Below are 24,510 nucleotides of genomic sequence, written 5' to 3'. Positions count from 1 at the left end.
CTCTAAATAATCACAACTAATGTACAAAAGAAATATCTGAATTCTACATTCAAATCATATAAATTATTTTTGGTTATTTTTTAAGATTTATAGTTAAATTTTAAATTTTTTTTGTGTTCTATTTAATTGAATTCTTTATTAATGCTAAAAAAGAGTTAGTCATTCAACTAACTCTTATACGTTATTTTACATCCCTTTTTCTTTTGAAAAGTACGAATGCAAGTACTCCTGCACTCAGAATCATCAGTCCTGCAAATACTGCAACTTGATAATTGTCACTTGTATTTGGTCCTTCCGGTTCTGATGGTGTTTCAGGATCAGTCGGTGTTGTCGGTTCTGTTGGTTTATCACTATTTCCTGTATCCTTCTTCACAAGTCCATTGATTGCATTTTCAATCGCTTTAGCCATCGCATCCACTTCTTCCTGTTCAGTGATGTTCTTGCCTTCTACTACACCTGCCAGTGCATCATTTAATGCTTTCACTGATTCTTCTGTATAGATGCTTAGATCTGTTGGTACTTTTTCCTTTGCCTTCTCTACAGCACTGTAATCAGCATCTTTATATTCAAGAGCACGGATGGCATCTTCAATAGCTTTTGCCATGGCATCTACCTCTTCCTGTTGAGTGATATCTAAATCAGGGTTGACTGCTTCCAATGCTTTTTCTACTGCTGAGAAGTCCTTATAAAGATCTTTGTTCAGCCCATTAGCCTTTGTAACTGCATCATTGACCTTACTGTAGTCAGCATCTTTGTACTCAAGAGCATTGATGGCATCTTCGATAGCTTTTGCCATTGCATCCACTTCTTCCTGGTGTGTGATATCTAAATCCGGAATAACTGCATCCAATGCTTTTTCTACCGCTGAGAAATCTTTATACAAGTTCTTATCTAAGCTCGTTGCTTTTAATATTGCAGAATTCAAAGCTGTGTAATCAGCGAATTTATAGACTAAATTCAGCTGTGCATCATTCAAATATCCTAAAGCATCTGTTACATCTGACTGCATTGAATACTGGTCTTCTGCAATTTCCTTAGCATAACTCAATTCTTCCTTCAGATTTTCCCAGCTTTCCTTTGTATACAATGATTCATCAAGCTTTTCTAATTCTTCTATCTTAGCCTTTAATTGAGTGGTATCAGCTACTTCATATCCATAGACTTCAAGTTCTGTAACATTGACATTATTTCTTCTGTCGTCACTTCCAATTTGAACATTCGTTGTCAAGAGTTTAATATATCGATACTGTCCAGTTTCAATTACGTGAACATCTTCATCTTCATTTGGAAGTGTCTGGGTTGTTTTCTCAGCAAGTTTTTCCCATTTTTCTCCATCAAGACTACCATAAATTTCATAGTTATACCAAATTGAGGAACTTCCAAAATAAATTCTCAACTCATTGATATTATAAACATCTTCTAAATCAATGATATTTTCACCTGGTAATAAAGTATCATGATCATATGGCTTACCTGGAATACTTAAGCGTCCTGAATTCCAATTCGTTGATGTTGTTCCATCAACCATTCCTTCTGAATGACCATCCGGATCATTTGAAGCCTCAGTTGGCTTATTTAAAGCAACATTGTGAACATCACTAATATTTAATTCAACAATTGCATCATACAAATTCCAATAAGCCGTATTTACTGTGTCAGGAGATGTTTCTTCTAAAGCTGCATACGCATTTTCTAAAGCTTTCTGGAACTGTGCATAATCAGTATCGCTATTTATTCCTTTCTCGATTGTTTCTGCATAATCAACTAATCTCTGAAGTGCTTCTAACTCCGGAAGTCTTCGCTCACCATATGCACGAATTTCCTTGATTACCAATGTCTGATCAGATGAATTTCCTGTACCCACAATTTTAATATATCGATCTGTTGAACTTGTAATTTCATGTGTTACTCCTTCATCAGTTGCGATACTATCATCATCTTTTTGAGCGATAAGATGCCATTCTTTTCCATCAGTACTTCCATATATTTCATACTGATATGCTTTATTATCAGTACCATCAAGAATAACCTGAATTTTTGAAAGCTGGAATTCAGCTATCAGATCAACGGTCAATTCTGGATGATTGCCACTTAAAACTACACTTGTATCAATCATGCCATCATTTACCTGAGAAGCTTTTCCACTTTCAACATCACGACTCTGAACTTTCCGATTCAATGCAACATTGCCAATATTCGGATCTAACTCACCTGTAAATACGCATTCTTCTAATACACGATCCGCTACTCTCTTCAAGTCTTCCGGTGTATCTTTGGCTTCACGAGTATAATCCTGATCTCCGATAACCCATTTCCAATAGAATGATGCATATCCTGAAGTAGAAGTTGGCACTGTAATTGGAGTTCCATCTTTAATATTTGCTTCTACTTGATCAAGGTATTCAACCCAGCGGGCTTTGATAACATCGTTGAATGCTCCTTCATATGTTCTAAAGCCATAATCAATCAATGCATCTGTCGTACTTCCCCAAGTAGTAATTAAAGATTTTGCATTCATTTTAAATGCTGACATTGAGAAATCATCATAATTTTCTGCACGATCTTCAGCTTTTCCAATCCATTCTCCACCTAACCAGTCCTGCTGTGTTCCTGTAACTTCATTAAGCACATCAAAGGCATTCAAAAATTCTTCTTTTACTTTTTGGAATGCTTCTAAATCTTTAGAATCACGAGCATCAATTACTTCATGATACTTCAAAGTAATATAATTACTAGCTACCTGACGCATAATTTCAGTTAAATCATAGCGATAACCTTCACTATCTTTAAATGTATCAAAATCTTCAAGTAATAGACGTAAGGCAGTTTCTAAATCTGATGTATCATATCCAATAGTTTTCTTTCCTAATTTAGCTGGTATTCCTCCTGTTCTCAAACCTAAAATTTCAGGAGTCAATCGAACACCATAATCATAATTCGCATCAATAATTAGGTTCCATGCATATTCAGCATTCGTTGAAGTTGCACCATATCTTCTTTGAATATACTTCTTTACCCATGCATTTAAGTCAAAATTTTCATCAACCCATGCAAGATCAAAGATAAGATCATAAATCATTGGATTATCATAAGTTGCTTCCGAAATAATTCCAATTCCTTTCATATGTTTTGAATTTTTCTTAGCACTTAAAATATCATTTACCATTGTTTCAACTTCACCGTTCATTGTCGGGTTGCCACCAAAATTGCCTAATAAGCACCAAGCCCAGCTAGTACCTTGGAATTCATTCTTCTTATACTGAGCTTCCCCACTTGAAAGCAACGGATATTTAATTAAATCAACCACTAAAACATGATCTTCACGATATTCTCCCATACCTTCAAGCAATTTATCTGTTGGATTTGATTGCCAGCCTTGAACGGTCCAGACTGCATCCGGATCATATTTAAGCATAGATTCCAGAACTTCTTTAGAAATCACATCATCAGTTAATCCTGATGGTCTTCTTCCTCCTTCGTGGAATGGATCGACTGCATAATAATCTGTGGTATCGCCATAGACAAATTTCTGAGCTTCATAAAATTTCTCAGCAAACAAATCATAAGCTTCACTATCAGTTGCGATCATTGATGGACGATCAAATCCGCCCCAACTGCCTTGTACCGTAACATCAACATCATAAAAATCTGTAAAATTAGTCGGTACCATTCCTGCGTAGCCCTGCAATACAGTATCCATTCCTAACGACCTTTTCCAGCGTTGAGTCGATCTTGCTAATTCAACACGGTCAATGACATATCCATCAGGAAGAGGTCCGCCAAATACTTCCATATTTTGCATAAATTGCCATGCTTCATATCCCGGGCCTACTAACCAGTCTTTCGCATCATCAAATGAGTATCCAAAATTCATTAAGAATTTGATCCATGTGGCTTCCTGGCCTGCCAAATCAAGAACAACATTAACTCCATTTAATGCCAGCCAGTCATTTTCTCTCTGCCATTCTTCCTCCCCAAAGAATGCAAATGTGTAACTTAATGTACAATAGTTAAATGCATAACGCACTTCTATTGGTGTTTCCTTGCGGACTGTGGTACCAATTGGAACAATACTGTCAGGCATATTTACCTGCATTGTTTGTTCAGAAATCTGAACATTTACATAATTTTTATAATAGTAATTCAATCCTGTTGTTAAAGATAATCCTTCATTACCTTTAATATGAATCTTACCATTAACATCACTCAGTTCGAAATAATCATAATCATTTTCCGTGTTTGGAGCAATTTCAAATGTAAACCAATCTCTATATTCGGCTCCTATAGTACGATCAATGATACCATAAACATTTTCAATTGTTTCTTCTTGTGTAATTGGTGCTGCGTATTCTGTATCTTCATATGCTTGAATTCCTGTTATCTCTTCAAAAGTACCTTTACGCAACTCTTCAGTATTCGTATTTGTTTTTGTACCATGAACACGAATTTCAGATAAATAAGATTTTACATCGCCTTTTGTATATTCTAAATAAACTCGAATAATGCGGTATTGGCAACCACTTACAGAAATAACATCACCTTCAGCTGTTTTAGGTTCATCACTATGGTGCTGAAATATTTCATCATAATTTTTTCCATCATTACTTCCATACAATGTATAATAGATGACTTTGTTTTCAGGGAAATTTAGTACTATGTCCTCAATATCATAAGTATCCATTAAATCAACATCGACATATGACGGATAAAATTTTCCTGTCCATTGTGTTTGATTATTTCCATCATTAACATATACTGTCTGATCTTTTGAAAGATTGCTTCTTGTTGGTTTTTGATATGCAACATTATCTGTATCATCAGGATCTGATGTACTAACCAATGCATTTTTAGCTGATTCAAGATTAATATACATATCACGAATCTTTCTTGCGTCTGTCGGATTTGTCTGTACATATGCTTCTGCTTCACTAATTGCACTCTGTAAAGCAGAATAACTATCCTCTGAATAATTATCTGAAGAAATCAGTTTACATTCTTCAATCAACCCTTTTAAAGAATCCAATGTGATTCCTGTCTTTGAAGCAATAATTTTAGCTCCTTTATCACCATTGACATCTGTAGATACTGAACCACTCGTACGATCATGAATCATCAAAGATGTTCCAGAAGAATTTTGCCCAGTAATAAAGAAAGTAGCTTTTGTAACACCTTCATCAACCAATTTCTCAACTGCATGAGTAATGTCTACACGAACTAATTTTTCCGCATCTGTTTTAATTTCATACTCATCACCTTGTTCAATCGTAAAAGTTCCCATTAAATTAGATGAATTTCGATTTACTGATTCAGGTTTATTGTTCCAAGTAAGTGTAGTTTCATCCCAGTTTGTATCAGTTGTATAAAAGAACTGATAAGTTTGTGTTGGATTTGTGTTATAACCTGGATTTTTAAAGATATTAAATTCTAGCTCAAATTTATCATATACCTCTAAATCTTCACTAGATGGCAAATTAAACTTTAATAAAGTAAAAATTTCTTCACTACTCTGGTATTTAGAACTTAACGCTCTAATATTTTTTCCAACATACTGATCACCATGGCCAGACCCTATAGATTCATAATTATAATTCGTCGTTGATTTGCTTTGACGTACATAAGCATCTTCAGTAACTACATATTCAGCTTCCTGATTTACAGATGCTACTAATTTAGCGCCTCTATAAATGCCATCGTTACCACTCTCTTTGCTATGAATCATCAAAGAAGTATTTTTTTCCTCTTCCGCAACGACAAAAATCGTAATTGCACTGGTACCTTCATTTACAAGCTTTTCAATGGTATCGCTAACATCCACAGTAATTCTTTTTTCTTCATCTGTGAGTGTTTCATATCTAAAATCTTTAGCCACTGTAAAGTCAAATAAAAGATTTTCTCCTTCTATATCAACACTGTCTGGTTTATTATTCCAGGTAATCTCATTTTCCGACCATCCTGTATCTGTTGTATAGTAAAAATGATAGGTTTGAGGACCATTTCCATAATCTGGATTCTTAAAAATGTTAAATACAAATTCATAAGTATTATATCCATTTTCTTCTATTTCCTGCTGAGTAGGCAGAGGCAGTTTCATCAATCCTATTATTTGTGAATTAACACCGCCATTTTTAAAATTGATGACTTTATAATCCAATCCTACATAATCAGAACTATGATCCTTAGTAATATTCTCAAAATCATAGTTCTTTGATGAATTATTCCCATTACGAATATAAGCATCTTCTGTAATCTGATATTCATTTGTATTTTCATTTACTGCATGAATTTCTCTAGCAGTAAAACAGGAAAAAATCATCATAAAACATAATCCTAATTTTATGACTTTTTTTAAGTCTTCCTTAAAATTCAAACATAGATTCATATTTGCCCTCCTTACTTTTACGTTTTATAAGAACATTTATTTTTCTTATATCCATACTATACAAAAATCTTTTAGCTTTTTTTTAAGAATTATAGTTATATTTTAAATTACTTTCACTACATTACTCATTTTTATACTCACTAGGAGTAACCCCGGTTATTTTCTTAAATACTTTTGTGAAGTAATTCTGATTCTGAAAACCTACAAGTGATGCAATTTCTTTGATCTTAGCACCCTGATCCAATAACTCTTTCGCTTTATTAACACGATATTCAGAAAGTACATAAGTAAAGTTCTTTCCTGTATACTTAGTAAATAAAGAACTGATATATTGTGGTGTCACATCTAAATGTGCTGCTACATCATTTAATCCGATCGGATAACGATATTTCTTTTCAATATACTTATAAGCTTCTTTGATCAAGTGATGAGTATTTTTCTTTGTACTGTAAATGATAGGATCGATCATACTTTTCACTAAATATGTTAACTGAATATAGATATCACGAATATTCTGAGCCTGTGATATTCTTTTTAATTCTTTTTGTAAATTGTCTTTATCTAAAGCATGATCATATTTTTCCATACGTTCCATAAAAGTATAAAAGAAGTTTTCTAATATCGTATTCGCATCTTTACGATCATAAACTAAAAGCTGATCATAGATTTTCTTAGAAATATTCGTAGAAATATTTTCATTCCCAACTTTAATTGCTTCTTCAATCTCATCAATGATTTTCAACATTTCCTCATTGACAGATACACTGCTTTTTTCTTCCTGAAAAGCAACGCTATTATTGATATTTCCTAAAGCTTCTTTGAATGAATCATAATACTCGGAACATTTACTTTTTACTTTACCTACACCAATCACACTTTTATTGGCACATAACTTTATAAACATATTATAGATAAATACAACGCTTTGATGGGGTATGATCTCATCATAGAACACAAAAACAACTAAATTATCAAAATAAGTTTCAAAGATACAGATATAACCTGATTCTTTTAAGATAGAAACCACTTTATCAAGCCCATCAATATCTGTTTCCTTTCTTTTGATACAGAAACAGACAGCATTCTTCACATTCATATGTAAGATCTTAAAATAACGCTGAATATTTTTTTCAGAATCATTATAAAGAATTGCATATAATAAATCACTTTGTAAGATAGACTGTACTTGTCTTAAATGATAAGAAAGTGAAATCCCTTCTCCTTTTGATTCTTCTTCGATCATATCCATCATCTTTTCGATACGATTACAAATGTCTTGTTTTTTCGCTGGTTTTAATATAAAATCATCCACTCCAATACGAATAGATTCCTGAGCATACTCAAAATAATCATAAGAAGTTAAGATAATGCAGCGTGTCTTTGGTTTTTGTGTCTTGATTGCACGAAGGAGTTCCAAACCATTCATCCGTGGTATATTGATATCAGAAATAACAAGTTCAAAATTATTCCTCTCAAACTCTTCTAAAGCACTTTCCCCATTATTGACAGAAGTAACAAGCTGTACTCTTTTAGAAAAATATTCCGAAAATAAAGAAACTAATGCATCTCGTTCAATTTTTTCATCTTCTACGATCAAAACATTCATAATAGATCCCCCTAACTCATTGATGCCGGTAATATGATCAGGGCATCAAAACCACATTCAGGCATACTGCTGATATTAATGGCTGCCTCATCACCAAAATACATCTTTAAACGCCTTGCCAGATTATATAATCCATAACTATCTTCATATTTTTCATCATCTTTTTCAAAATTATTTAGAATCAGCTTTTCAACTTCATCTACATCCATACCTTTACCATTATCTTCTACACGTATATAAACATGATCATCTGCAAACGTAATATTGACAGAAATCTCACCACCTGATTCCATATCAGATAACCCATGGCGAATCGCATTATCAATCAATGGCTCAATGATCATTGATGGAATTTTTATATCCGGTACATTCTTTTCAACATTGAATTCAAATTGTATTCGATCTTCAAAACGTTTACTTTGAATAAATAAATAATTGCGAATAAAATTAATTTCCATATCTAAAGTCGTTGTTCTGCTTCGATTACTTAACGTATATCGCATACACTCTGTCATTTTTTCGATCATCTCAATCGTACTCTTGGAATTCTCTTCAAGAGCCTTCTGATAAATCATATTAAACGTATTAAAAAGGAAATGTGGATTTAGCTGATTTTGTAAAGATCTCAGCTCACTGCTTGCAAGAATTTCATCCTTACGTAAGCTTTCATTTTCTTTGATCAATAGTTTACGTTCAAGCTCCGTCTGCCTTTTTTCATTTTCCTGATTTTTTTTAACGGTCAGTGCCATATCTTGTAAAGCTATACATAAAATATTCATTTCATCATTCACAGAGGCAATTTTTTGAAGATTATAATTTCCTGACTTGATTTCATTAATATTTTGAACGATTTCATTGATAGGTCGAGTAATACTTCTAAAAATACTGTAAGTTAACCAGCTGATCATGATCAGACAAAAAAGAACGATAACCCATGAAATTCCTTGTAAAATACTTCTCTCTCTATCAATATCACTTCTTACTTCCGCAAGTTCATCTGTCAGCAAACGAAAATATTCATCACTTGTTTTAATGATCGCATTATTAATTTCAGTTAAGCGATTATAATATTCATCATATTCTTCATTTTTAACCTGCATCACAACCTGAATCATCGTTACATTTTTCTCGTAATTATTCACCATATTTTCAAGCAATTGAAATCGCCATAAATTTTCCTGATTTTCTAATCTAACTGTTATATGCTCTAAATTCTCTTTTGCTTTTTCTATATATCCTTCATATTCATCATAGATATAGCTTTCATTTGTATAAAGATAGTTTCTCAATGATTCGTGTGCCTGGTTCTGATTATCATAAAATCGGCTCATTTCATCATAAATTGAGAATGCTGAGTCATATTTATCAATCAGTCGTGTATTAATAAATTCATGAATCAATACAACTAAGATAATAGATGCTAATGAAACAAGCGTATAAAATAAAAGCTGTTGCCGATAACTTTTACTTCTCATTTCATTAATTCCTCCATATATGTATCTGCATTTTCTTTATTTACAACAAGTAATTCTACTGGCTGATTCACGGATGAAGGAACTTTGTTTTCTGTTTTATACTGATATAACATATATAAAGAATCATAACCATACTGATAAAACGAAGTAACGATGCTCGCATCAATATATCCTTTTTTTATATAATCGATCGTCGTTTCCATGTCATCGACCCCAAAGACAAACAATTGATCCTTAATTCCTAAATTATGAGCAATTTCACCACAAGCATGTGCGGATTCTCCTGCAAAACTAACTGAAAGATTAATCTCCGGATTTTCTTCTAATACACGCATCCATTCGCTTTGGGCACGTACTTCATCTGATTTGGATTCCGTAACACTGACGATCTCATAGCCTCCGGGATGCTTCTGCAATGCTTTTTCCAATTCTGCTATCTGATCCGTTGCGATATCAAAACCTAATTCTGCTACTTGAATAGCTACGACCAGCTTAACCTCTTTACCTAGATTTTTTTCCGTTTCTTCTACGATCATTGCTGCCTGTCTGGTAAAGTCTTTACCGAAAAAAGCAAGTTTCTCACTTTCAGGCATATTTGAATCTACTAATACGACTGGAATATTATTTTGTTTTGCTTCTTCAAGAATCTCCGAAGATACAACACCCTGTGTTATGATGCCATCAGCATTCTGAATGATGCCTTGTTTAATAACCTCTTCCATCGTCTCTGTATCAATAATCTTAGGCCCGATCCAGTCACACATAACATCTAATTCCTCGCATGCATCTTCAAAACCTTCCTTGCTGTGAAGCCAGATAGGATGCTCAGATAAAGGCGTTGCGAAAAGAAAATAACGAAAATCCTCTTCTGCTTTTGGTATTTCTTTTTGACATCCTGCCAGAAGCAGGATCATGATCATTAAAACTATTTTTTTCATGATAACCACCCACTTTAAACTAACGCTTTTTTTCTATACATTTTTAAGAAATACAGTATTATTTTAAACTTTTGAATATTTGAACGATATATCGTACATTATCATTCCAGTATAATTTAAATATATAGAAAGAGAAAATTGGATGTTTTCTCTTTTTTTAATCATATTTTATTACTAGGTAAAAGTACCGATATTTATTACACCCTATATTCTAACATAATTTATAACGAATAATGATACTAAAAACGCCTTAAAAGACGTTTTTACTATTTCAATCATTATCTATATTTCTCTTCCAATTCAGTCGTATCGATACCAAAAGTTTTTAATGGCTGATTCAAGAGCATTTCTGTATTTTCTTCTTTCTTCTGATTTTTAGCTTTTAATTTTCTATATAAAAAGCGAATAATCAAATAAGCTCCTCCTATTACGATCATCACTTTTATGACATCCCAACCTGTCATAGGCATATTCATAATAGATCTTGCGGTGGTTTCAAAAGTATTTGCTATCATTTCTTCAATTGATAGTGAAGTATCATAATAATTTTTCTCGAAGTTTGCCCAAAAAATTGTCAAAGCTTCCTCATCCATGATCTTATCAGCTTCAGAACCACTTAAATATAAAAATTCTCCATTCACTTCTTCTTCAGAATCATCTAAAGATGAAAAATAGGCAAGGATAATATGACCTTCATCACTGAATTTTTGATCATACAATTCTTCTAAATATTCACTAGCTGCCTGTGATTGAAAAGAATCCTGCCAGAATTCATCTGCGCTTTCCATTAATACAATATACGGTTGTATGCCAGTATCAGAATAGAAATATCCTAATCCATCTGTTAGAAGATCACCATCATGAATCCATCCTAGTTCATCCTCATACCAGTCTGTTTCCATTACAATTCCTTGCAAAGGTTCTCTTTTGGTCGTGTTATTTGGAATGTTTTCATCTGTTGATGCAGGAGTATAACCAAGAAAGTTCATTAAAATTGAGGCCAATATATAAAAGAGTAAAAAATATCCGAAAACTTTTAATAAAATCTTGAGATTATACTTATCATTTATTTGCCTTCTTGGTCTTTTTGGAATTGATTTTCTTGGCCTTTTCTGTGGCCTAACTCTTGGTGGCGGTACATGATAACTATCCCGACTTTGTGACACTGGTGGCTCTTCTATGGGATGATGAAATGACGGCTCATGATAATCTCTAGGTGGTGTATGAATCTTTTTGTCTTTAGGTGCTGAATCAGGTTTTCTTACAGGTGCTGGGCGTTCATTAGTAGATGGCCTTGTTGAAGATGAACTGGTGGACTGCTTCTGTGAAGAAGTATTTCCAGCAGATGAGCTTCTGCCTGATGTACGTCCACTCGCACTAAACCCTCCAGAGGTTCGTCCCCCTCCACTAAATCCACCAGTGGAATGTTTATTTCCTAAACCGCCACTGCTACGTGAACCACTGCTGCTTCGATTTCCTTTACTAGTACGTGTATTGTCAGAATTTTTACTGTTGCGTCCGCCACTATTTCTACTCATATTATCACTTCCATTTGTAATTCCTAATTAAATTATATAACTTTTTTTGATGTGAAAAAAAGGATTAATTTTCAAAAAAAGAGGCTTTTCGCCTCTTAGTGAATTTTCATAAATTGTTTTCTTCCACCTTTGTTTAAATATACAAAGAAAGCAATATCAAATAATAATAACACAAGATTCATCAAAACAACGATCATCGTAGCTGAAAGATATTCTGTTAATTGAACGCCTAAGAAAATAATACCAATTGCCACGACCATTCCGCCAATCGTCGTAATCCATACCGGCATCGACTGTTTCACAACAACAGCAGCATTATCCCAATCTAAACGATAGAAATGCAGATTCAGGATCAATCCTAAAGAGCTGATAAAGAAGCTGCTTGTCAAAGTCGTTAATACACATAATAGAAAATCACCTAATGATAAGTTCAAGAAGATGACTGCCATCACACTGCATATGAGTGCACAAGGGATGATCACGAGCCAATTCACGCTCATCTTAGCCATAAAAATATCCATCACATCAATAGGATAAGATTTCAAAGAATCAAAATTCTTGCCTTCCAGTGATATCGAAGAGTTCGTCGTACAGCTCATCAACGCTAATAATAAAATGGCTCCACAGAATACCGGCATGATGATTTCAGGCATCATATTCCGAACGATATTCATTTCTTCTCTCATGAAAATACACAGATATGCAAAACCGATTACTAATAAGATTGGCATGACTGCTGTATTCATGAAATAAACTGTATTTGAGAAATAAGTTCTCAGTTCTTTATTGAAAAGAGCTTTAAAAGATGAATTCGCTTTTGTTGCTCTAAGTTTAAAGTTTTTCACTTTGTATCCAGATTGAATCTGTGAATTTAATTTCATGAAATTCTTTGAAAATAATCCTACAAATAATCCAAATACAGCTACATTTATTAAAATACCTAGAAGATACTTCAATAGATCACCAAATACCATACCATCAAATAAGAAAGACATGAATGGAAGATATCTTTCAATATTAGATAGTAAATCTAAAAGCTGTCCTGCTTCTTGACCTAATAGGTTCTGATAAGCAAATATAAGGACAAATACAGCTCCCATCAGAATAATATAGAAAATATTATTCATAAGATTTTTATATTTAAATTTACCAGCCATGTACATAGACAGATATGCCAGAAGAGCCGCTATTACCATAGGTACTAAAGGAATGAGCAGCCATGCAACAAGTCCCAATACATAGTACATAAATCCATATTTACATACGATACCTACGATCACAATAGATGGGGCTAATAAGAAGAACCCATAAAAATATTCTAGAACCAAAAATGACAAGAATTTACTTACTAAAACTTCTGATTTTTTTATTGGCAACGACATCAACAGATCATAATCTTTAAATCCAAATAGATGTCCGCCAGCACTTTGATAGCCAAATATCAGTAACATAAATATTGTTACCATACCCATGATATATAAAGCTATATACTGATATCCTTCAGGAAATGCCATGACCATTCCTGAAACATATACCACTGACATATACATAAATACTACTGCCAGCAGTATCAGCATACCAAATCCTGCAGCCTTCTTTTTCTTATTACGGTGTGTGGTCGTTCTGAATAGAATGCCTTGGATCTGAATTTTCATCAAAAGCCATAAATTACTCATGTTCTGCTAACTCCAGGAAAACATCTTCTAATGACTGATCACCCACGACCTCTTCAACCGTACCATCTTTGATGATCTCACCATTTTTAATAATACAAACATGATCACATAACTTTTCTACTACTTCAAGAACATGTGTAGAGAAGAAAATGCAGCCACCCTGATCACATATCTCACGCATGATCATCTTTAAGATATGACTTGCTTTTGGATCAAGACCTACAAAAGGTTCATCTAATAACAGCAGTTTTGGTTCATGTATCAATGCTGCGATAATAGCCAGCTTTTGTTTCATACCGTGCGAATAAGATGAAATAGAATCACCCAGATTGGCTTCCAGTTCGAATGCTTCACTATATTTTTTGATCAATTCGATTCTTCTTTCACTGCTGACCTTATATATATCAGCAATAAAATTCAAATACTTGATTCCTGAAAGTCCATCATATAATTCAGGATTATCTGGAATATAGGCCATGATTGATTTACAGGCAATAGGATCTTTTTTTATGGATTTTCCATTAATCAGAATATCACCTTCATCAAAATCAAGAATACCGGCAATGCTTTTGATCGTTGTCGTTTTTCCGGCACCATTATGACCGATAAAGCCATAGATTTCACCTGATTCTACTTCCAGGTTAATTTTCTTTACTACAAGTTTATCATCATAACTTTTAGAAAAATTTTGGATACTTAACATAACATCCTCCCCCTTTGAACATGCTCAGTATATTCTTTTTCTGTTTTGCTTACAACCAGAATGACAAATTTGTTAGTCCTGATGAAATAATTTTTTCATAAAGAAAAAAGCAATAAAAAAACCACATATGATTCCAGTGCTATCAATCAGTACATCACTAATTTGTCCGCTTCTTCCCTCAATAAAAAGCTGAAGCGTTTCATCAAGGCAAGCAACCAGGATACTTATACCAAGACCTCTTTTCCGATAACCAAAAGATAAGAGGGCTAAACCTCCTAATACGGCATATTCACAAATGTGTGCACATTTGCGAATGAAGGTATGGAACAGTTCAAAATCAATAGGTAAGTGTAAAAAGTGATACAATTGATATGTCAGTCCTCCTGATAATTCACTTGATTGAGTGGCCGGAAGTAATGAATTAGCCCATATAAAACATATCCATATACAAAATAAAATAAAGATTTTTTTACTTTTCATGATTTTATTATATCATTTCAATCAATTATATATAGAATAAATTGAAAAAATAAGTAAAGTTGACTATAATAATACCGTTACGTTGCATCTTAAAGAGCGACAGTAAGGAGAAATTTATGTCACAATCTAAAAAAGTAAGACGTTTAGTTTTACTAAGCATGTTTATCGGGATCGAGGTCGTGCTTACGGTTACCCCTTTAGGTTTCGTACCTATTGGACCAATCAATGCAACCACTCTTCATATTCCTGTCATTATTATTTCTATTTTATTAGGTGTAAAAGAAGGAGCTATCTTAGGAGTTATTTTTGGAATTTTCTCTATTTTGACATCTACCTTCCGTCCTACTGCCTTTTCATTCTGTTTTTCACCTTTTTATTCGATTGGTGAGATACATGGTAATTTTTCATCCATCTTAATTGCGATGATTCCACGTATCTGTATTGGTCTTGGCAGTGGATATCTTTATAAATTTTTAAATAAAAAAATCAGTGAATCTTTTGCCATTACGATTAGTGCTGCGGCAGGTTCACTTATCAATACGATCTTAGTCATGTCTGGTATCTGGCTGTTCTTTGGAAGAGAATATGCTGCCACTGCCGGATTTGCTTATGAAACCTTTTTAAATGTCATTAAAGCAACCATCTTTACAAATGGTATCATAGAAGCCATTTTAGCGGCATTGATCTCTATAGCCGTTATTAAAGCCCTAAAGGCAAAAGGAGCACGAGTATGAAAAAATGTATCGTTGTTGGCGTCACCGGTTGTGTTGGTGCTTTTAAAAGTGTCCAGCTTGTTAGTGATCTAGTAAAAAAAGGCTTTGATGTTGAGGTTATCATGACAGAAAATGCTACTCAATTCATTGCTCCCTTGCAATTTGAATCACTTACGCATCATCGTGTCATGGTGGATACTTTTGATCGTCAGCACTCTTATTCTACACAGCATATTTCCATTGCTCAGAAAGCTGATTTATTCATCGTTGCTCCAGCAACAGCTAATTTTATCGCAAAGGTCGTCCATGGCATCTGTGATGACATGCTGACAACAACCTTTCTAGCATGCGACTGTCCAAAGCTGATAGCACCTGCAATGAATACCAAGATGTATTTAAATCCAGTTACCCAGGATAATCTTTGCTTATGTGAGAAATATGGTTATGATATCATCTCACCTGTCAGTGGTCATTTGGCATGTGGTGATTCCGGTATCGGTAAGCTGGCAGATTTAGATCAATTAATGGAAGCGATTGAAGAAGGTCTGGTGAAAGAAAAGATTCTAAAAGGTAAAAAAGTATTAATAAATGCAGGACCTACTCGTGAAAAAATAGATCCAGTTCGTTTCTTGTCCAATCATTCTAGTGGTAAAATGGGGTATGCACTTGCAAAGGCTGCTCGTAACCTAGGTGCTGAGGTAACCCTTGTCAGTGGTCCTGCACAATTAAAAACACCACGTAACATATCTTTTATCAGTATTGAAAGTGCTAATGATATGTTTCAAGAGATGTCAAAACGATATGAAGAAGCAGATATCATTATTTGTGCAGCGGCTATTTCTGATTACACACCAGAAAGTTTCAGTACTTCAAAAATTAAAAAACAAGAGAATGATCTTTCTTTATCTTTGAAAAGAACACCGGATATCCTTAAATATTTAGGAGAAAACAAAACACATCAGATTTTATGTGGTTTTGCGATGGAAACTGAAAATGAAATCGCAAACGGGAAACAAAAACTTTTATCTAAAAATTGTGATTTATTAGTTGTAAATTCTTTAAATAAAGAAGGTGCCGGTTTTAAACATGATACAAATATCGCTACTTTACTCACAAAAGAGGAACAGATCGATTATGATATCATGAGCAAAGATGAATTATCTTACCACATACTTCGTAAGTTGGAGGTTTTATATGCTGCTAGTCATTGATATAGGAAATACGAATATTACCCTTGGTATCTATAAAGATGATACCCTTATTGGTAATTATCGACTCACAACATGGTTCAAACGAACTTCAGATGAATATGGTTTTATGATCTTGAATTTTCTAATGGATAGCAAAGTAGAAGCTTCACAAATCAAAGATGTCATCATCTCAAGCGTTGTTCCTAAGATCATGCATTCCTTTACCAATTCAATACGTAAATACATCAACAAAGAACCTATTCTTGTTGGTCCTGGAATCAAAACAGGCATTTCTATCAAAACTGAAAATCCAAAGAAAGTAGGTGCTGACCGTATTGTTGACCTTGCGGGCTGTTACTATAACTATCAAGGTAATGCCTTAGTCATTGACTTTGGAACAGCTACGACTTATGACTATATTTCTGAAGATGGTGTCTTTAAATATGGTGTAACTGCTCCAGGTATTGGTATAAGTGCTGAAGCTCTCTCAACACATTGTGCAAAGCTTCCGGAAATTGAAATTGAAAAGCCACAGACTATTTTAGCTACAGAAACGATTACTTCAATGCAGGCTGGATTATTTTATGGATATCTTGGAAGTGTTGAATATATCATTCAAAAATTTAAAGATGAACTGCATCAGCCTGATATGCTAGTCATTGCTACCGGTGGTCTTGGAAAGTTAATTTCTCAAAGTACTTCTATGATTGATATCTATGATCGTGATCTGACTTTTAAAGGATTAAAAATTATCTATGATAAAAATAGGAACTAAATGTTCCTTTTTTTGCACTTATTGCCAGCTCATTTGCATTTTTTATTTACTTTTTTTATCCTTTTAGCTATAATGAAATCAAGGTGATCATTATGTTTAATAAAACATCAAACTATTTTTTTCAAAAATACGGAGATACTTATACGACTCTTCCAGTAGATGCCAGTGAATATCCTAAAGAAACACTCCAGATAGATAACAAAAAAGTTTCAACTGCTTTTTATAATGATGATGATATTTACATCTATGTGGATGATGGTATCGTCATGCTCTGTATTTCTAAGGAAAACAAAGCTGACACTTATGAACAATTTGTTATTCATCATACAATACGTTTAAAAAAGCATTCATATTTTAATTTTTTCGCAATCAGCGAAACAGCCATCGTTTCAATCTATAAGCGTCATGAAAATGTTGTCACAATTAAACGTATCAATGGTGAACATATCTTTTGTAAAAGAATTCTTCCAAGCATTGCCGTCAAAGAGATCCTTGTTTATTATTATCAAGTAAAAAACACAAACTATGTTTTCCCTGGTGAAATTCACCAATACTGGGAATTAACATTCATAGATAGCGGACATTTAATTACAGAGGTAGAAGGAAAAGAATATAAATTAAATCAGTATGACTGTATATTATATTCACCGGGCCAGTTTCATTCACAAAAAACAAATGACAAAGATGCCTGTTCTTACTTAACAGTAATCTTTGAAACCTCAGACTTCCCCGTAGAGTTATTAAACAATAAAGTTTTCCATGCCTCACGAGGAATCATTAACACATTACAGGAATTTATAAACGCAACTGAACGTGAAGAACCTTTTTATAAAGATCTTTGCATCTGCTATCTCAATCAGGTTATCATTCAGTTTTTACAGTTACAATCTACAAAAACTGTAAAACCTGCTTATTCACCAATGCAGCAGAAAATTGAAGACGAACTGTTAAATGAAATAATTATCTATATCAATGATAATATTTATTCACCGATTACCGTTGAACAGTTATGTCATGAATTTTCAACTTCACGTTCATCACTCCAGCAGCTATTTAATAAGAATCTAAATACAGCTCCAAAACAGTACATTAGTCATTTAAAACTTAAGAAAGCTAAATATCTTATTAAAGAAAATAAATATACGATTTCAGAGATATCTGAAAAACTGGGGTTTACAAGTATTCATTATTTCTCCAGGAAATTTAAACAGGAATTTAATTTAGCACCAAGTGATTATGCGAAAACAATATATAAATAAAATCAAAAACGCTATTGCAATGCAATAGCGTTTTTTCATATTAAAGCTTTTCCTGATGAGTGGCGTATAAATATTCATCAATCGTATTGATAACACGATCTTTTACTAAAGCTTCCGGATCATTTACAAGCTGTCCTTCTCTTACCTTTGTATACTGAATTGGCATGAACTGACTCATTAGATTCAAAGGCACTTCTGGAAGACTTCTTAAATTGCTCATAAGCTTAGCAATTGCCTGTTGAACTCTTTCGTTTGGTAAATAGTAACGGCAGCGGTCAGAGAAAGAAAATTTACGTTTGATTCTTAATTCATTTTCATTACCTGTATAATACTTCGCCCACTTATCTGGCTTTTCAAGCATTACTTCTTCTAATACATCAATCAAATGACTTGTTTCAACATCTGTTCCTTTAAAGGCTTCCTCTTCAATATATGCCAAAGCAAACAATCCTTCACGCATTGCGAAAGTTAAACCTGGACCAACCTTTAAAATACCGACGCCATCTTCAATTAATTCTTTAAGCTTAATCTTTGTCTGATAATCTGTTGAATGTCCTTCAAATACTAAATTTGGATATTCTTTAATAGCAGCCATCAAATCTTTTGCCTTTTCACGATCATATTCCGTACATCCAGCATCCTTTTCCTCAACTCCTGGCTGTACAACAACTGCGATAACATCTTTCCATGTTTTTTCAAGACCTTCTTTTTTGAAAGCCTCTTCAAATGCACTTACTGTTGCCTTGAAGTCCTCTACCTTTGTTACTTGGATACCTGTGTCTTCACTAGCTCCCTGTGCCCCACCTGGAATCGGTACTTCACTACCCACAACATAAACAGGTCGTACTGCATCAGGATTCGTTTTTAACAATTCCTGATAAGCATCTTCAGCAACTCTTGCCAGATGGGCTCCACGACGAGAAATGATTTCATCGCTCAAACGAGTGTTTGGATCATCATCAGCTACCTTCATAGATGTATCAATATGAATTTTAGTAAAACCAGCAAGTACATAGCTGCGAATCAGATCTTCAGCGTTCTTCATAGCCTCTTTTTCAGGCAAATGTGTCCATGTCAATGGTCCTAAATGATCTCCTCCTAAGAAAATACGTGAAAAATCATACTCGCACTTATCACAGATCTCTTTTACGAATTTTGTGAAATCAGCAGGTTTCATACCTGTATAACCGCCAAACTGATCAACCTGATTAGCCGTAGATTCAATCAAAACAACGGCATGATCTTTCTTTGCACGTTCTATTGCTGCCTCGATAACATAATTATTGGCACTGCAGCAAGAATAAATACCTACATGTTCGCCTGCTTTCTGCTTCGTAACAATTTGTTTTAATGGATTTGTATTCATAATATCCTCCCTTATTAACAAACTTATTTTACCACGAAACAAAGTATTTTTATATATATTAGTTATATTTTACAAACAAAATCATAATTTATACAAAGGAAAAGAGAAGCCTTGCGACTTCTCTTTATGAAGGTTTAGAGTTAATTTTTTAAAATTCTTATGCGTGCCAAGGAACTGAAATAGGAGTAGTATATTCGCCGGCAGCTCCACCGAAGATACCGAATACGCATCCTACGATACCAATTACCAATAGCAATAAGATACATTTTGTAGCAGACCAATTTTTCTTCTTGATCAGCCAGTAGCATAACAATGTGATAGCTAATGACAATGCTGCAGGTAATACACCATTCAACAGTCCCTGAACATCGATATAGTTAGCAACTGTTTCTCCAGCTTCATTAATAGCAGTACCATTAGGAATCATCATTCCTAAGCTTACGTTAGCATAGTTACATGTTAATGCACCTACTACGAATACACCCAGCATAGAAGCAGCACGAGTGAATTCTTTAGCGTTCTTAGTCAAAGTAGCAATAGCACTTGTACCTAAGTTATAAGACCAATACATCAATCCATAACGAAGTGCCATTTCAACACCGAAGCAGATGATGAAGTAAAGAATTGGTCCAAGCCAGCTACCTTCGATAGCCATATTACAAGTAATACCAGCTGTGATAGGAACTAAAGCGAACCAGAACAATGCGTCACCAATTCCTCCCAGAGGTCCCATAGCTGCAACACGTACTGAACGAATTGTGTTGATATCAGCTTTCTGCTGTTCTAATGAAAGAACGATACCCATAACAAATGTTACTAAGAATGGGTGAGTATTAAAGAACTCAAGGTTGTGTTCCATTGAAGCAGCTAAATCTTCTTTATTTGTATGGATTTTCTGTAATCCTGGTAAAATACCCCATAACCATCCTGCAGCTTGCATTCTTTCATAGTTGAAAGATGCCTGTAACTGACAAGATCTCCAAACCATCTTGTTTAAAGTTTTCTTATCAAGAGGAGCAGCAGGAGTTAAATCTTTATAAGTCGTAGCATTAGATGCCATCACTTACACCTCCGTTTCCGCTTCCGGCATTTTCCTTAATTTTTAAGTTTAATGTGAAGTCATTGATAGCAATAGCAACACCAATGAATGCTGTTAAGATCAAAGCAGCTCCAGAAGTAGCATCAACATTACCTAATACTGCAGCAGCAGCAAATCCGGCAAGGAAGATACCCCAAAGGTCGTTTGAAAGCATGATTTTCAATAATACGGCAAATCCGACATTACGCATCATACCACCAGCAGCACCTAAACCAGCCATTAGCCATGAGAAATCTTCTGAGAATTTAGTCAATGTTTCACCTAATGCCTGTCCACCAAAATAAGCAGCAACAGCCATAGCAGCGAACAATGCACCTAAGATACACATTGCGATGTTGTTAACCATTGTAATTCCACTAGGATTAGCTTCAGCAGCAGCTTTGTCTGCTTTTGCCATCATACCTGACATGAATGTAAATGTCAAAGTAACAGCATACTGTCCAAACAGTGAGAAGATTACAGCAGCACCTAAAGCTTGTTCTGTTGGTAAACCAACGTTTACAGCCAAAACAACACCAACAATACCACCAAGTACGGCGTTAGGAGGCTGAGCTCCACCAACAGGCATATTACCAACCATCATTAATTCATAAGTACCACCAACTACAAGTCCAGTCTGAGGATCTCCTAAAATAAGACCAATGATAGGACAAGCAACAATTGGACGATATAAAATTTCAGTTAATGAGAATTGGTCAATAGCAAAAATAAATGTAGCGATTGCTAATAAAATAGCTTGCATATTGTCTTTTCTCCTTTTTTAATAATTTAATTCTATTTAAATAATTTGTTTACGTCTTCTGCAGCAATATCAGGAACACGTCTAATTTCTAGTTCAACTCCAAGTTCCTGCAGTTTCTTGAAAGCTGCAACATCCTTGTCGTCAACAGCAACAGAAGTAGCAACCTGACGTTTTCCATCAGCCATGTGCATATTACCGATGTTTACTTTTTTAATAGGTACGCCACCTTCTACCAAAGCAAGTACATCAGTAGGATTGTCACATACGATGAAAATCTTTTGTGCATCTGAGGCTTTATGGATAGTGTTGATCGTTTTTTCAATTGTCCAGTAACGCGTCTGAGCGTAACTTGGAGCAGCCATATCCATCAAACCTTGACGAAGTGTATTGCCAGCTACCTCATCATTAGCGACAAGAATCAGGTTAGCCCCGATAACACCACACCACTGTGTAGCTACCTGTCCATGAATCAGGCGGTTGTCAATACGTGTTAATACGATATTTGGCATAAAGTTCTCCTCCCCTTCATATCATTTTGTAATTATATTAAGACCTCACAATCTTTAACAATTACATAGATATTGTAAAGCGTTTTCACTTATATTTCTTTACTTTTTTTGTTTTTTTATTTGCACTTTTTAATATTTATGATTTTTCATTTTTAAACATTTTATAAAAAATGTCTTAAAATATGTGAAAAAAAACGCAATTTTCCTAATTATGTTCTATTTTTTTCAATAAATATCTTTTCCCAGATGCAAGATCTTTATTCTTTTTTACAGTCAGTATTCCATAATTGTAAATATTAAAAATGAAAAAGACGGCTGCATACCGTCTTTCATTATTTATCTGCTTAATTTATTAAATACCTTCTTCGTCAGCAGTATCTTCATGCTTTGTAAGCACAAAATGTACGACCTGATCTTTTCCTGTATTCACAGCCATCTCTACCAAGGCATCCATATCACTGACAAAACCACGAGCCATTGAAATCTCAATGATCATACCTAAGTTGGTACCACCAAGAACTTCAACTCTTTCTTTTCTGCCAACACCTACTTCTACAGCTGTCTTAAAAGGTGAACCGCCAGCAAGATCAGAAAAAACTAAAATACCATCACAATCGCTCAAACGATCCATTGCAGCATTCAGCTCTCTTGTCAGATCATCTACAGAATAACTCTCTAAAAAATCAACCATTTCGTATTTTTCTGGCATACCGGCAATCAATTTTACACTTGAACTGATTCCAGTAGCAAAATTACCATGTCCTGTAACTAAAATTCCAATCATCTTTTTTCTCCTTCTAATTTTTTATTTTGAATACGGGTATAAAATAACACCCTTTACAACACGATTCACTTCTCCACTTGGGCATGGATTATCTGGAGTAATACCATAAGAGAGTGATTTATATAAAGCAACGCACTGAGCCACAGTAATATAGTCTAATCCTAAAAGAACATTATTATGTTTTTCACCATTAAATGAATAATAGTAATCAACAAGTTCTTTAACTTCAGGACGATCTGTATTTGTAACAGCAAAGATCTTATTGCCCTTTCTCTGGCCACTCATCTCTTTGATCAAATCAAGCTCATACTGATAAGAATAAGCATCATCGCTTAAATAAATAACAGTCAATGTATTATCATCAATAATTGACTTAGGCCCATGTCTGAATCCCAATGGTGTATCATACATCGTAGCTACTTTACCAGCTGTCAGCTCCAGCATCTTCAACGCACTCTCCTGTGCGACACCTTTTAAAGCATTAGCTCCTAAATAAACAATACGGTTAAAGTCATAATCTTTTACGATTTCATCAGCTAATGTAAAGTCTTTCTCCACAAACTGACTACCGCAAGCTACAACACTTTCTAATTCGCTGGCAATTTCATCCAGACGATCCAATTCAAAGCATAATAGACATGCTAGATACATGTTTGTAAATGAACTTGTCATCGCAAAAGACTGATCATGTGTTTCATCTGTCAAATTGATCGCATAGCAATGTTCTTCTTCATTCGCACGTTTTGACAATGCACCTTCTTTATTACAAGTAATAAATAAGTGATACAGGTTTTCACATACTACCTCAGCTGCATCGACAGCCCCTACTGATTCTGGTGAATTTCCACTGCGTCCAAATGAAATCAAAAGCGTTGGTTTTGTACGTGAAAGATAATTTTCAGGTGTGGCAACGATATCTGTCGTTCCATATGACTTACACTTGAAATTTGTTTTCTTATTAAGATAAGAATACAGGCTGTTGCCTACAAATTCACTCGTTCCAGCTCCAGCCAGCACAATATCATAATCTTCCTGTGAAGTCACCTGTGAGATAAACGCCTTCAACTCATCTTTGTGATCTTTGATCTGTTGAATCGTTTTTACCCATGTAGCAGGCTGCTGATGAATTTCAGTTGCTGTGAAAACAGCGCTTAATTCATCTAATTGTTCTTTTGTAAAATTGAATATCATGGTATCCCTCCTATTTTCACTTTAATTATAGTGTTTGAGTTGTAAGATTTCAACAAATTAGTTAAAATAGATAATAGGAATATCAAA

General features: G+C 34.2%; 18 protein-coding genes. 4 read left to right on the top strand and 14 right to left on the bottom strand.

Going from position 1 to position 24,510, the window contains the following annotated elements; all coding sequences use genetic code 11:
* Positions 1-181: 181 nt before the first annotated feature.
* The 8 genes from BQ5367_RS05660 to BQ5367_RS05625 all read right to left on the bottom strand — a co-directional run bounded on the left by BQ5367_RS05660 (position 182) and on the right by BQ5367_RS05625 (position 14,795).
* Positions 182-6,379 (bottom strand): alpha-N-acetylglucosaminidase TIM-barrel domain-containing protein, encoded by a 6,198-nt coding sequence (locus BQ5367_RS05660; protein ID WP_071441569.1) that lies wholly within the window; start codon positions 6,377-6,379, stop codon positions 182-184.
* 121 nt (positions 6,380-6,500) lie between these two features.
* Positions 6,501-7,985 carry a response regulator transcription factor gene (locus tag BQ5367_RS05655; protein WP_071441568.1) on the bottom strand — a complete coding sequence of 495 codons (1,485 nt, stop codon included), beginning with the start codon at positions 7,983-7,985 and terminating at the stop codon, positions 6,501-6,503.
* Positions 7,986-7,996: 11 nt separating this feature from the next.
* The gene (locus BQ5367_RS05650; RefSeq protein WP_071441567.1) at positions 7,997-9,460 is read right to left on the bottom strand and encodes a sensor histidine kinase; all 1,464 of its coding nucleotides are present in this window, start codon (positions 9,458-9,460) and stop codon (positions 7,997-7,999) included.
* Entirely contained in the window at positions 9,457-10,398 is a 942-nt protein-coding gene (locus BQ5367_RS05645; RefSeq protein ID WP_071441566.1) for a sugar ABC transporter substrate-binding protein, read from the bottom strand. Before BQ5367_RS05645 ends, BQ5367_RS05650 begins: the two co-directional genes overlap by 4 nt.
* Before the next feature lie 278 nt (positions 10,399-10,676).
* Positions 10,677-11,936 (bottom strand): hypothetical protein, encoded by a 1,260-nt coding sequence (locus tag BQ5367_RS05640; protein WP_071441565.1) that lies wholly within the window; start codon positions 11,934-11,936, stop codon positions 10,677-10,679.
* A 95-nt stretch (positions 11,937-12,031) separates the two neighbouring features.
* Entirely contained in the window at positions 12,032-13,612 is a 1,581-nt protein-coding gene (locus BQ5367_RS05635; RefSeq protein WP_071441564.1) for an ABC transporter permease, read from the bottom strand.
* Positions 13,605-14,315, bottom strand: coding sequence for an ABC transporter ATP-binding protein (locus BQ5367_RS05630; protein ID WP_071441563.1), 711 nt, complete (start codon positions 14,313-14,315; stop codon positions 13,605-13,607). Before BQ5367_RS05630 ends, BQ5367_RS05635 begins: the two co-directional genes overlap by 8 nt.
* 72 nt (positions 14,316-14,387) lie before the next feature.
* Positions 14,388-14,795: a VanZ family protein gene (locus BQ5367_RS05625; protein WP_071441562.1), complete on the bottom strand. Its 408-nt coding sequence runs from the start codon at positions 14,793-14,795 to the stop codon at positions 14,388-14,390.
* Between the two features lie 116 nt (positions 14,796-14,911).
* Between BQ5367_RS05625 and BQ5367_RS05620 the strand changes: the two genes are divergently transcribed.
* The 4 genes from BQ5367_RS05620 (at position 14,912) to BQ5367_RS05605 (ending at position 18,732) form a co-directional block, all read left to right on the top strand.
* The gene (locus BQ5367_RS05620) at positions 14,912-15,529 is read left to right on the top strand and encodes an ECF transporter S component (protein WP_071441561.1); all 618 of its coding nucleotides are present in this window, start codon (positions 14,912-14,914) and stop codon (positions 15,527-15,529) included.
* Entirely contained in the window at positions 15,526-16,719 is a 1,194-nt protein-coding gene (gene coaBC, locus BQ5367_RS05615) for a bifunctional phosphopantothenoylcysteine decarboxylase/phosphopantothenate--cysteine ligase CoaBC (RefSeq protein WP_071441560.1), read from the top strand. Before BQ5367_RS05620 ends, coaBC begins: the two co-directional genes overlap by 4 nt.
* Entirely contained in the window at positions 16,703-17,473 is a 771-nt protein-coding gene (locus tag BQ5367_RS05610) for a type III pantothenate kinase (protein WP_071441559.1), read from the top strand. Before coaBC ends, BQ5367_RS05610 begins: the two co-directional genes overlap by 17 nt.
* Positions 17,474-17,565: 92 nt before the next feature.
* Entirely contained in the window at positions 17,566-18,732 is a 1,167-nt protein-coding gene (locus BQ5367_RS05605; RefSeq protein WP_071441558.1) for an AraC family transcriptional regulator, read from the top strand.
* Positions 18,733-18,772: 40 nt separating this feature from the next.
* Here the strand turns inward: BQ5367_RS05605 and BQ5367_RS05600 are convergent, their stop codons facing one another.
* The 6 genes from BQ5367_RS05600 to BQ5367_RS05575 all read right to left on the bottom strand — a co-directional run bounded on the left by BQ5367_RS05600 (position 18,773) and on the right by BQ5367_RS05575 (position 24,423).
* Entirely contained in the window at positions 18,773-20,098 is a 1,326-nt protein-coding gene (locus tag BQ5367_RS05600) for a class II D-tagatose-bisphosphate aldolase, non-catalytic subunit (RefSeq protein WP_071441557.1), read from the bottom strand.
* 157 nt (positions 20,099-20,255) lie between these two features.
* Complete coding sequence (locus BQ5367_RS05595) at positions 20,256-21,158, bottom strand: PTS system mannose/fructose/sorbose family transporter subunit IID (RefSeq protein ID WP_071441556.1); 903 nt, start codon at positions 21,156-21,158, stop codon at positions 20,256-20,258.
* The gene (locus BQ5367_RS05590; protein WP_071441555.1) at positions 21,148-21,939 is read right to left on the bottom strand and encodes a PTS mannose/fructose/sorbose/N-acetylgalactosamine transporter subunit IIC; all 792 of its coding nucleotides are present in this window, start codon (positions 21,937-21,939) and stop codon (positions 21,148-21,150) included. The genes BQ5367_RS05595 and BQ5367_RS05590 overlap by 11 nt, the downstream gene beginning before the upstream one ends.
* A 32-nt stretch (positions 21,940-21,971) precedes the next feature.
* Entirely contained in the window at positions 21,972-22,448 is a 477-nt protein-coding gene (agaV, locus tag BQ5367_RS05585; RefSeq protein ID WP_071441554.1) for a PTS N-acetylgalactosamine transporter subunit IIB, read from the bottom strand.
* A 352-nt stretch (positions 22,449-22,800) separates the two neighbouring features.
* Complete coding sequence (gene agaF / locus BQ5367_RS05580; protein ID WP_071441553.1) at positions 22,801-23,232, bottom strand: PTS galactosamine/N-acetylgalactosamine transporter subunit IIA; 432 nt, start codon at positions 23,230-23,232, stop codon at positions 22,801-22,803.
* Positions 23,233-23,253: 21 nt separating this feature from the next.
* Positions 23,254-24,423, bottom strand: a complete 1,170-nt coding sequence (locus tag BQ5367_RS05575) for an SIS domain-containing protein (protein ID WP_071441552.1) — start codon at positions 24,421-24,423, stop codon at positions 23,254-23,256.
* Positions 24,424-24,510: the final 87 nt, after the last annotated feature.

It is taken from the genome of Traorella massiliensis, assembly GCF_900104665.1.
Lineage (GTDB): Bacteria > Bacillota_I > Bacilli_A > Erysipelotrichales > Erysipelotrichaceae > Traorella > Traorella massiliensis.
The sequence above is the reverse complement of the archived record's forward strand: the minus strand, read 5'-3'. Positions and strand labels throughout refer to the sequence as shown.

What these genes read in the sequence shown, in the direction of transcription:
- BQ5367_RS05660 (WP_071441569.1), bottom strand. Translation starts at nt 6,379, where the DNA reads ATGAATCTATGTTTGAATTTTAAGGAAGACTTAAAAAAAGTCATAAAA.
- BQ5367_RS05655 (WP_071441568.1), bottom strand. Translation starts at nt 7,985, where the DNA reads ATGAATGTTTTGATCGTAGAAGATGAAAAAATTGAACGAGATGCATTA.
- BQ5367_RS05650 (WP_071441567.1), bottom strand. Translation starts at nt 9,460, where the DNA reads ATGAGAAGTAAAAGTTATCGGCAACAGCTTTTATTTTATACGCTTGTT.
- BQ5367_RS05645 (WP_071441566.1), bottom strand. Translation starts at nt 10,398, where the DNA reads ATGAAAAAAATAGTTTTAATGATCATGATCCTGCTTCTGGCAGGATGT.
- BQ5367_RS05640 (WP_071441565.1), bottom strand. Translation starts at nt 11,936, where the DNA reads ATGAGTAGAAATAGTGGCGGACGCAACAGTAAAAATTCTGACAATACA.
- BQ5367_RS05635 (WP_071441564.1), bottom strand. Translation starts at nt 13,612, where the DNA reads ATGAGTAATTTATGGCTTTTGATGAAAATTCAGATCCAAGGCATTCTA.
- BQ5367_RS05630 (WP_071441563.1), bottom strand. Translation starts at nt 14,315, where the DNA reads ATGTTAAGTATCCAAAATTTTTCTAAAAGTTATGATGATAAACTTGTA.
- BQ5367_RS05625 (WP_071441562.1), bottom strand. Translation starts at nt 14,795, where the DNA reads ATGAAAAGTAAAAAAATCTTTATTTTATTTTGTATATGGATATGTTTT.
- BQ5367_RS05620 (WP_071441561.1), top strand. Translation starts at nt 14,912, where the DNA reads ATGTCACAATCTAAAAAAGTAAGACGTTTAGTTTTACTAAGCATGTTT.
- coaBC (WP_071441560.1), top strand. Translation starts at nt 15,526, where the DNA reads ATGAAAAAATGTATCGTTGTTGGCGTCACCGGTTGTGTTGGTGCTTTT.
- BQ5367_RS05610 (WP_071441559.1), top strand. Translation starts at nt 16,703, where the DNA reads ATGCTGCTAGTCATTGATATAGGAAATACGAATATTACCCTTGGTATC.
- BQ5367_RS05605 (WP_071441558.1), top strand. Translation starts at nt 17,566, where the DNA reads ATGTTTAATAAAACATCAAACTATTTTTTTCAAAAATACGGAGATACT.
- BQ5367_RS05600 (WP_071441557.1), bottom strand. Translation starts at nt 20,098, where the DNA reads ATGAATACAAATCCATTAAAACAAATTGTTACGAAGCAGAAAGCAGGC.
- BQ5367_RS05595 (WP_071441556.1), bottom strand. Translation starts at nt 21,158, where the DNA reads ATGGCATCTAATGCTACGACTTATAAAGATTTAACTCCTGCTGCTCCT.
- BQ5367_RS05590 (WP_071441555.1), bottom strand. Translation starts at nt 21,939, where the DNA reads ATGCAAGCTATTTTATTAGCAATCGCTACATTTATTTTTGCTATTGAC.
- agaV (WP_071441554.1), bottom strand. Translation starts at nt 22,448, where the DNA reads ATGCCAAATATCGTATTAACACGTATTGACAACCGCCTGATTCATGGA.
- agaF (WP_071441553.1), bottom strand. Translation starts at nt 23,232, where the DNA reads ATGATTGGAATTTTAGTTACAGGACATGGTAATTTTGCTACTGGAATC.
- BQ5367_RS05575 (WP_071441552.1), bottom strand. Translation starts at nt 24,423, where the DNA reads ATGATATTCAATTTTACAAAAGAACAATTAGATGAATTAAGCGCTGTT.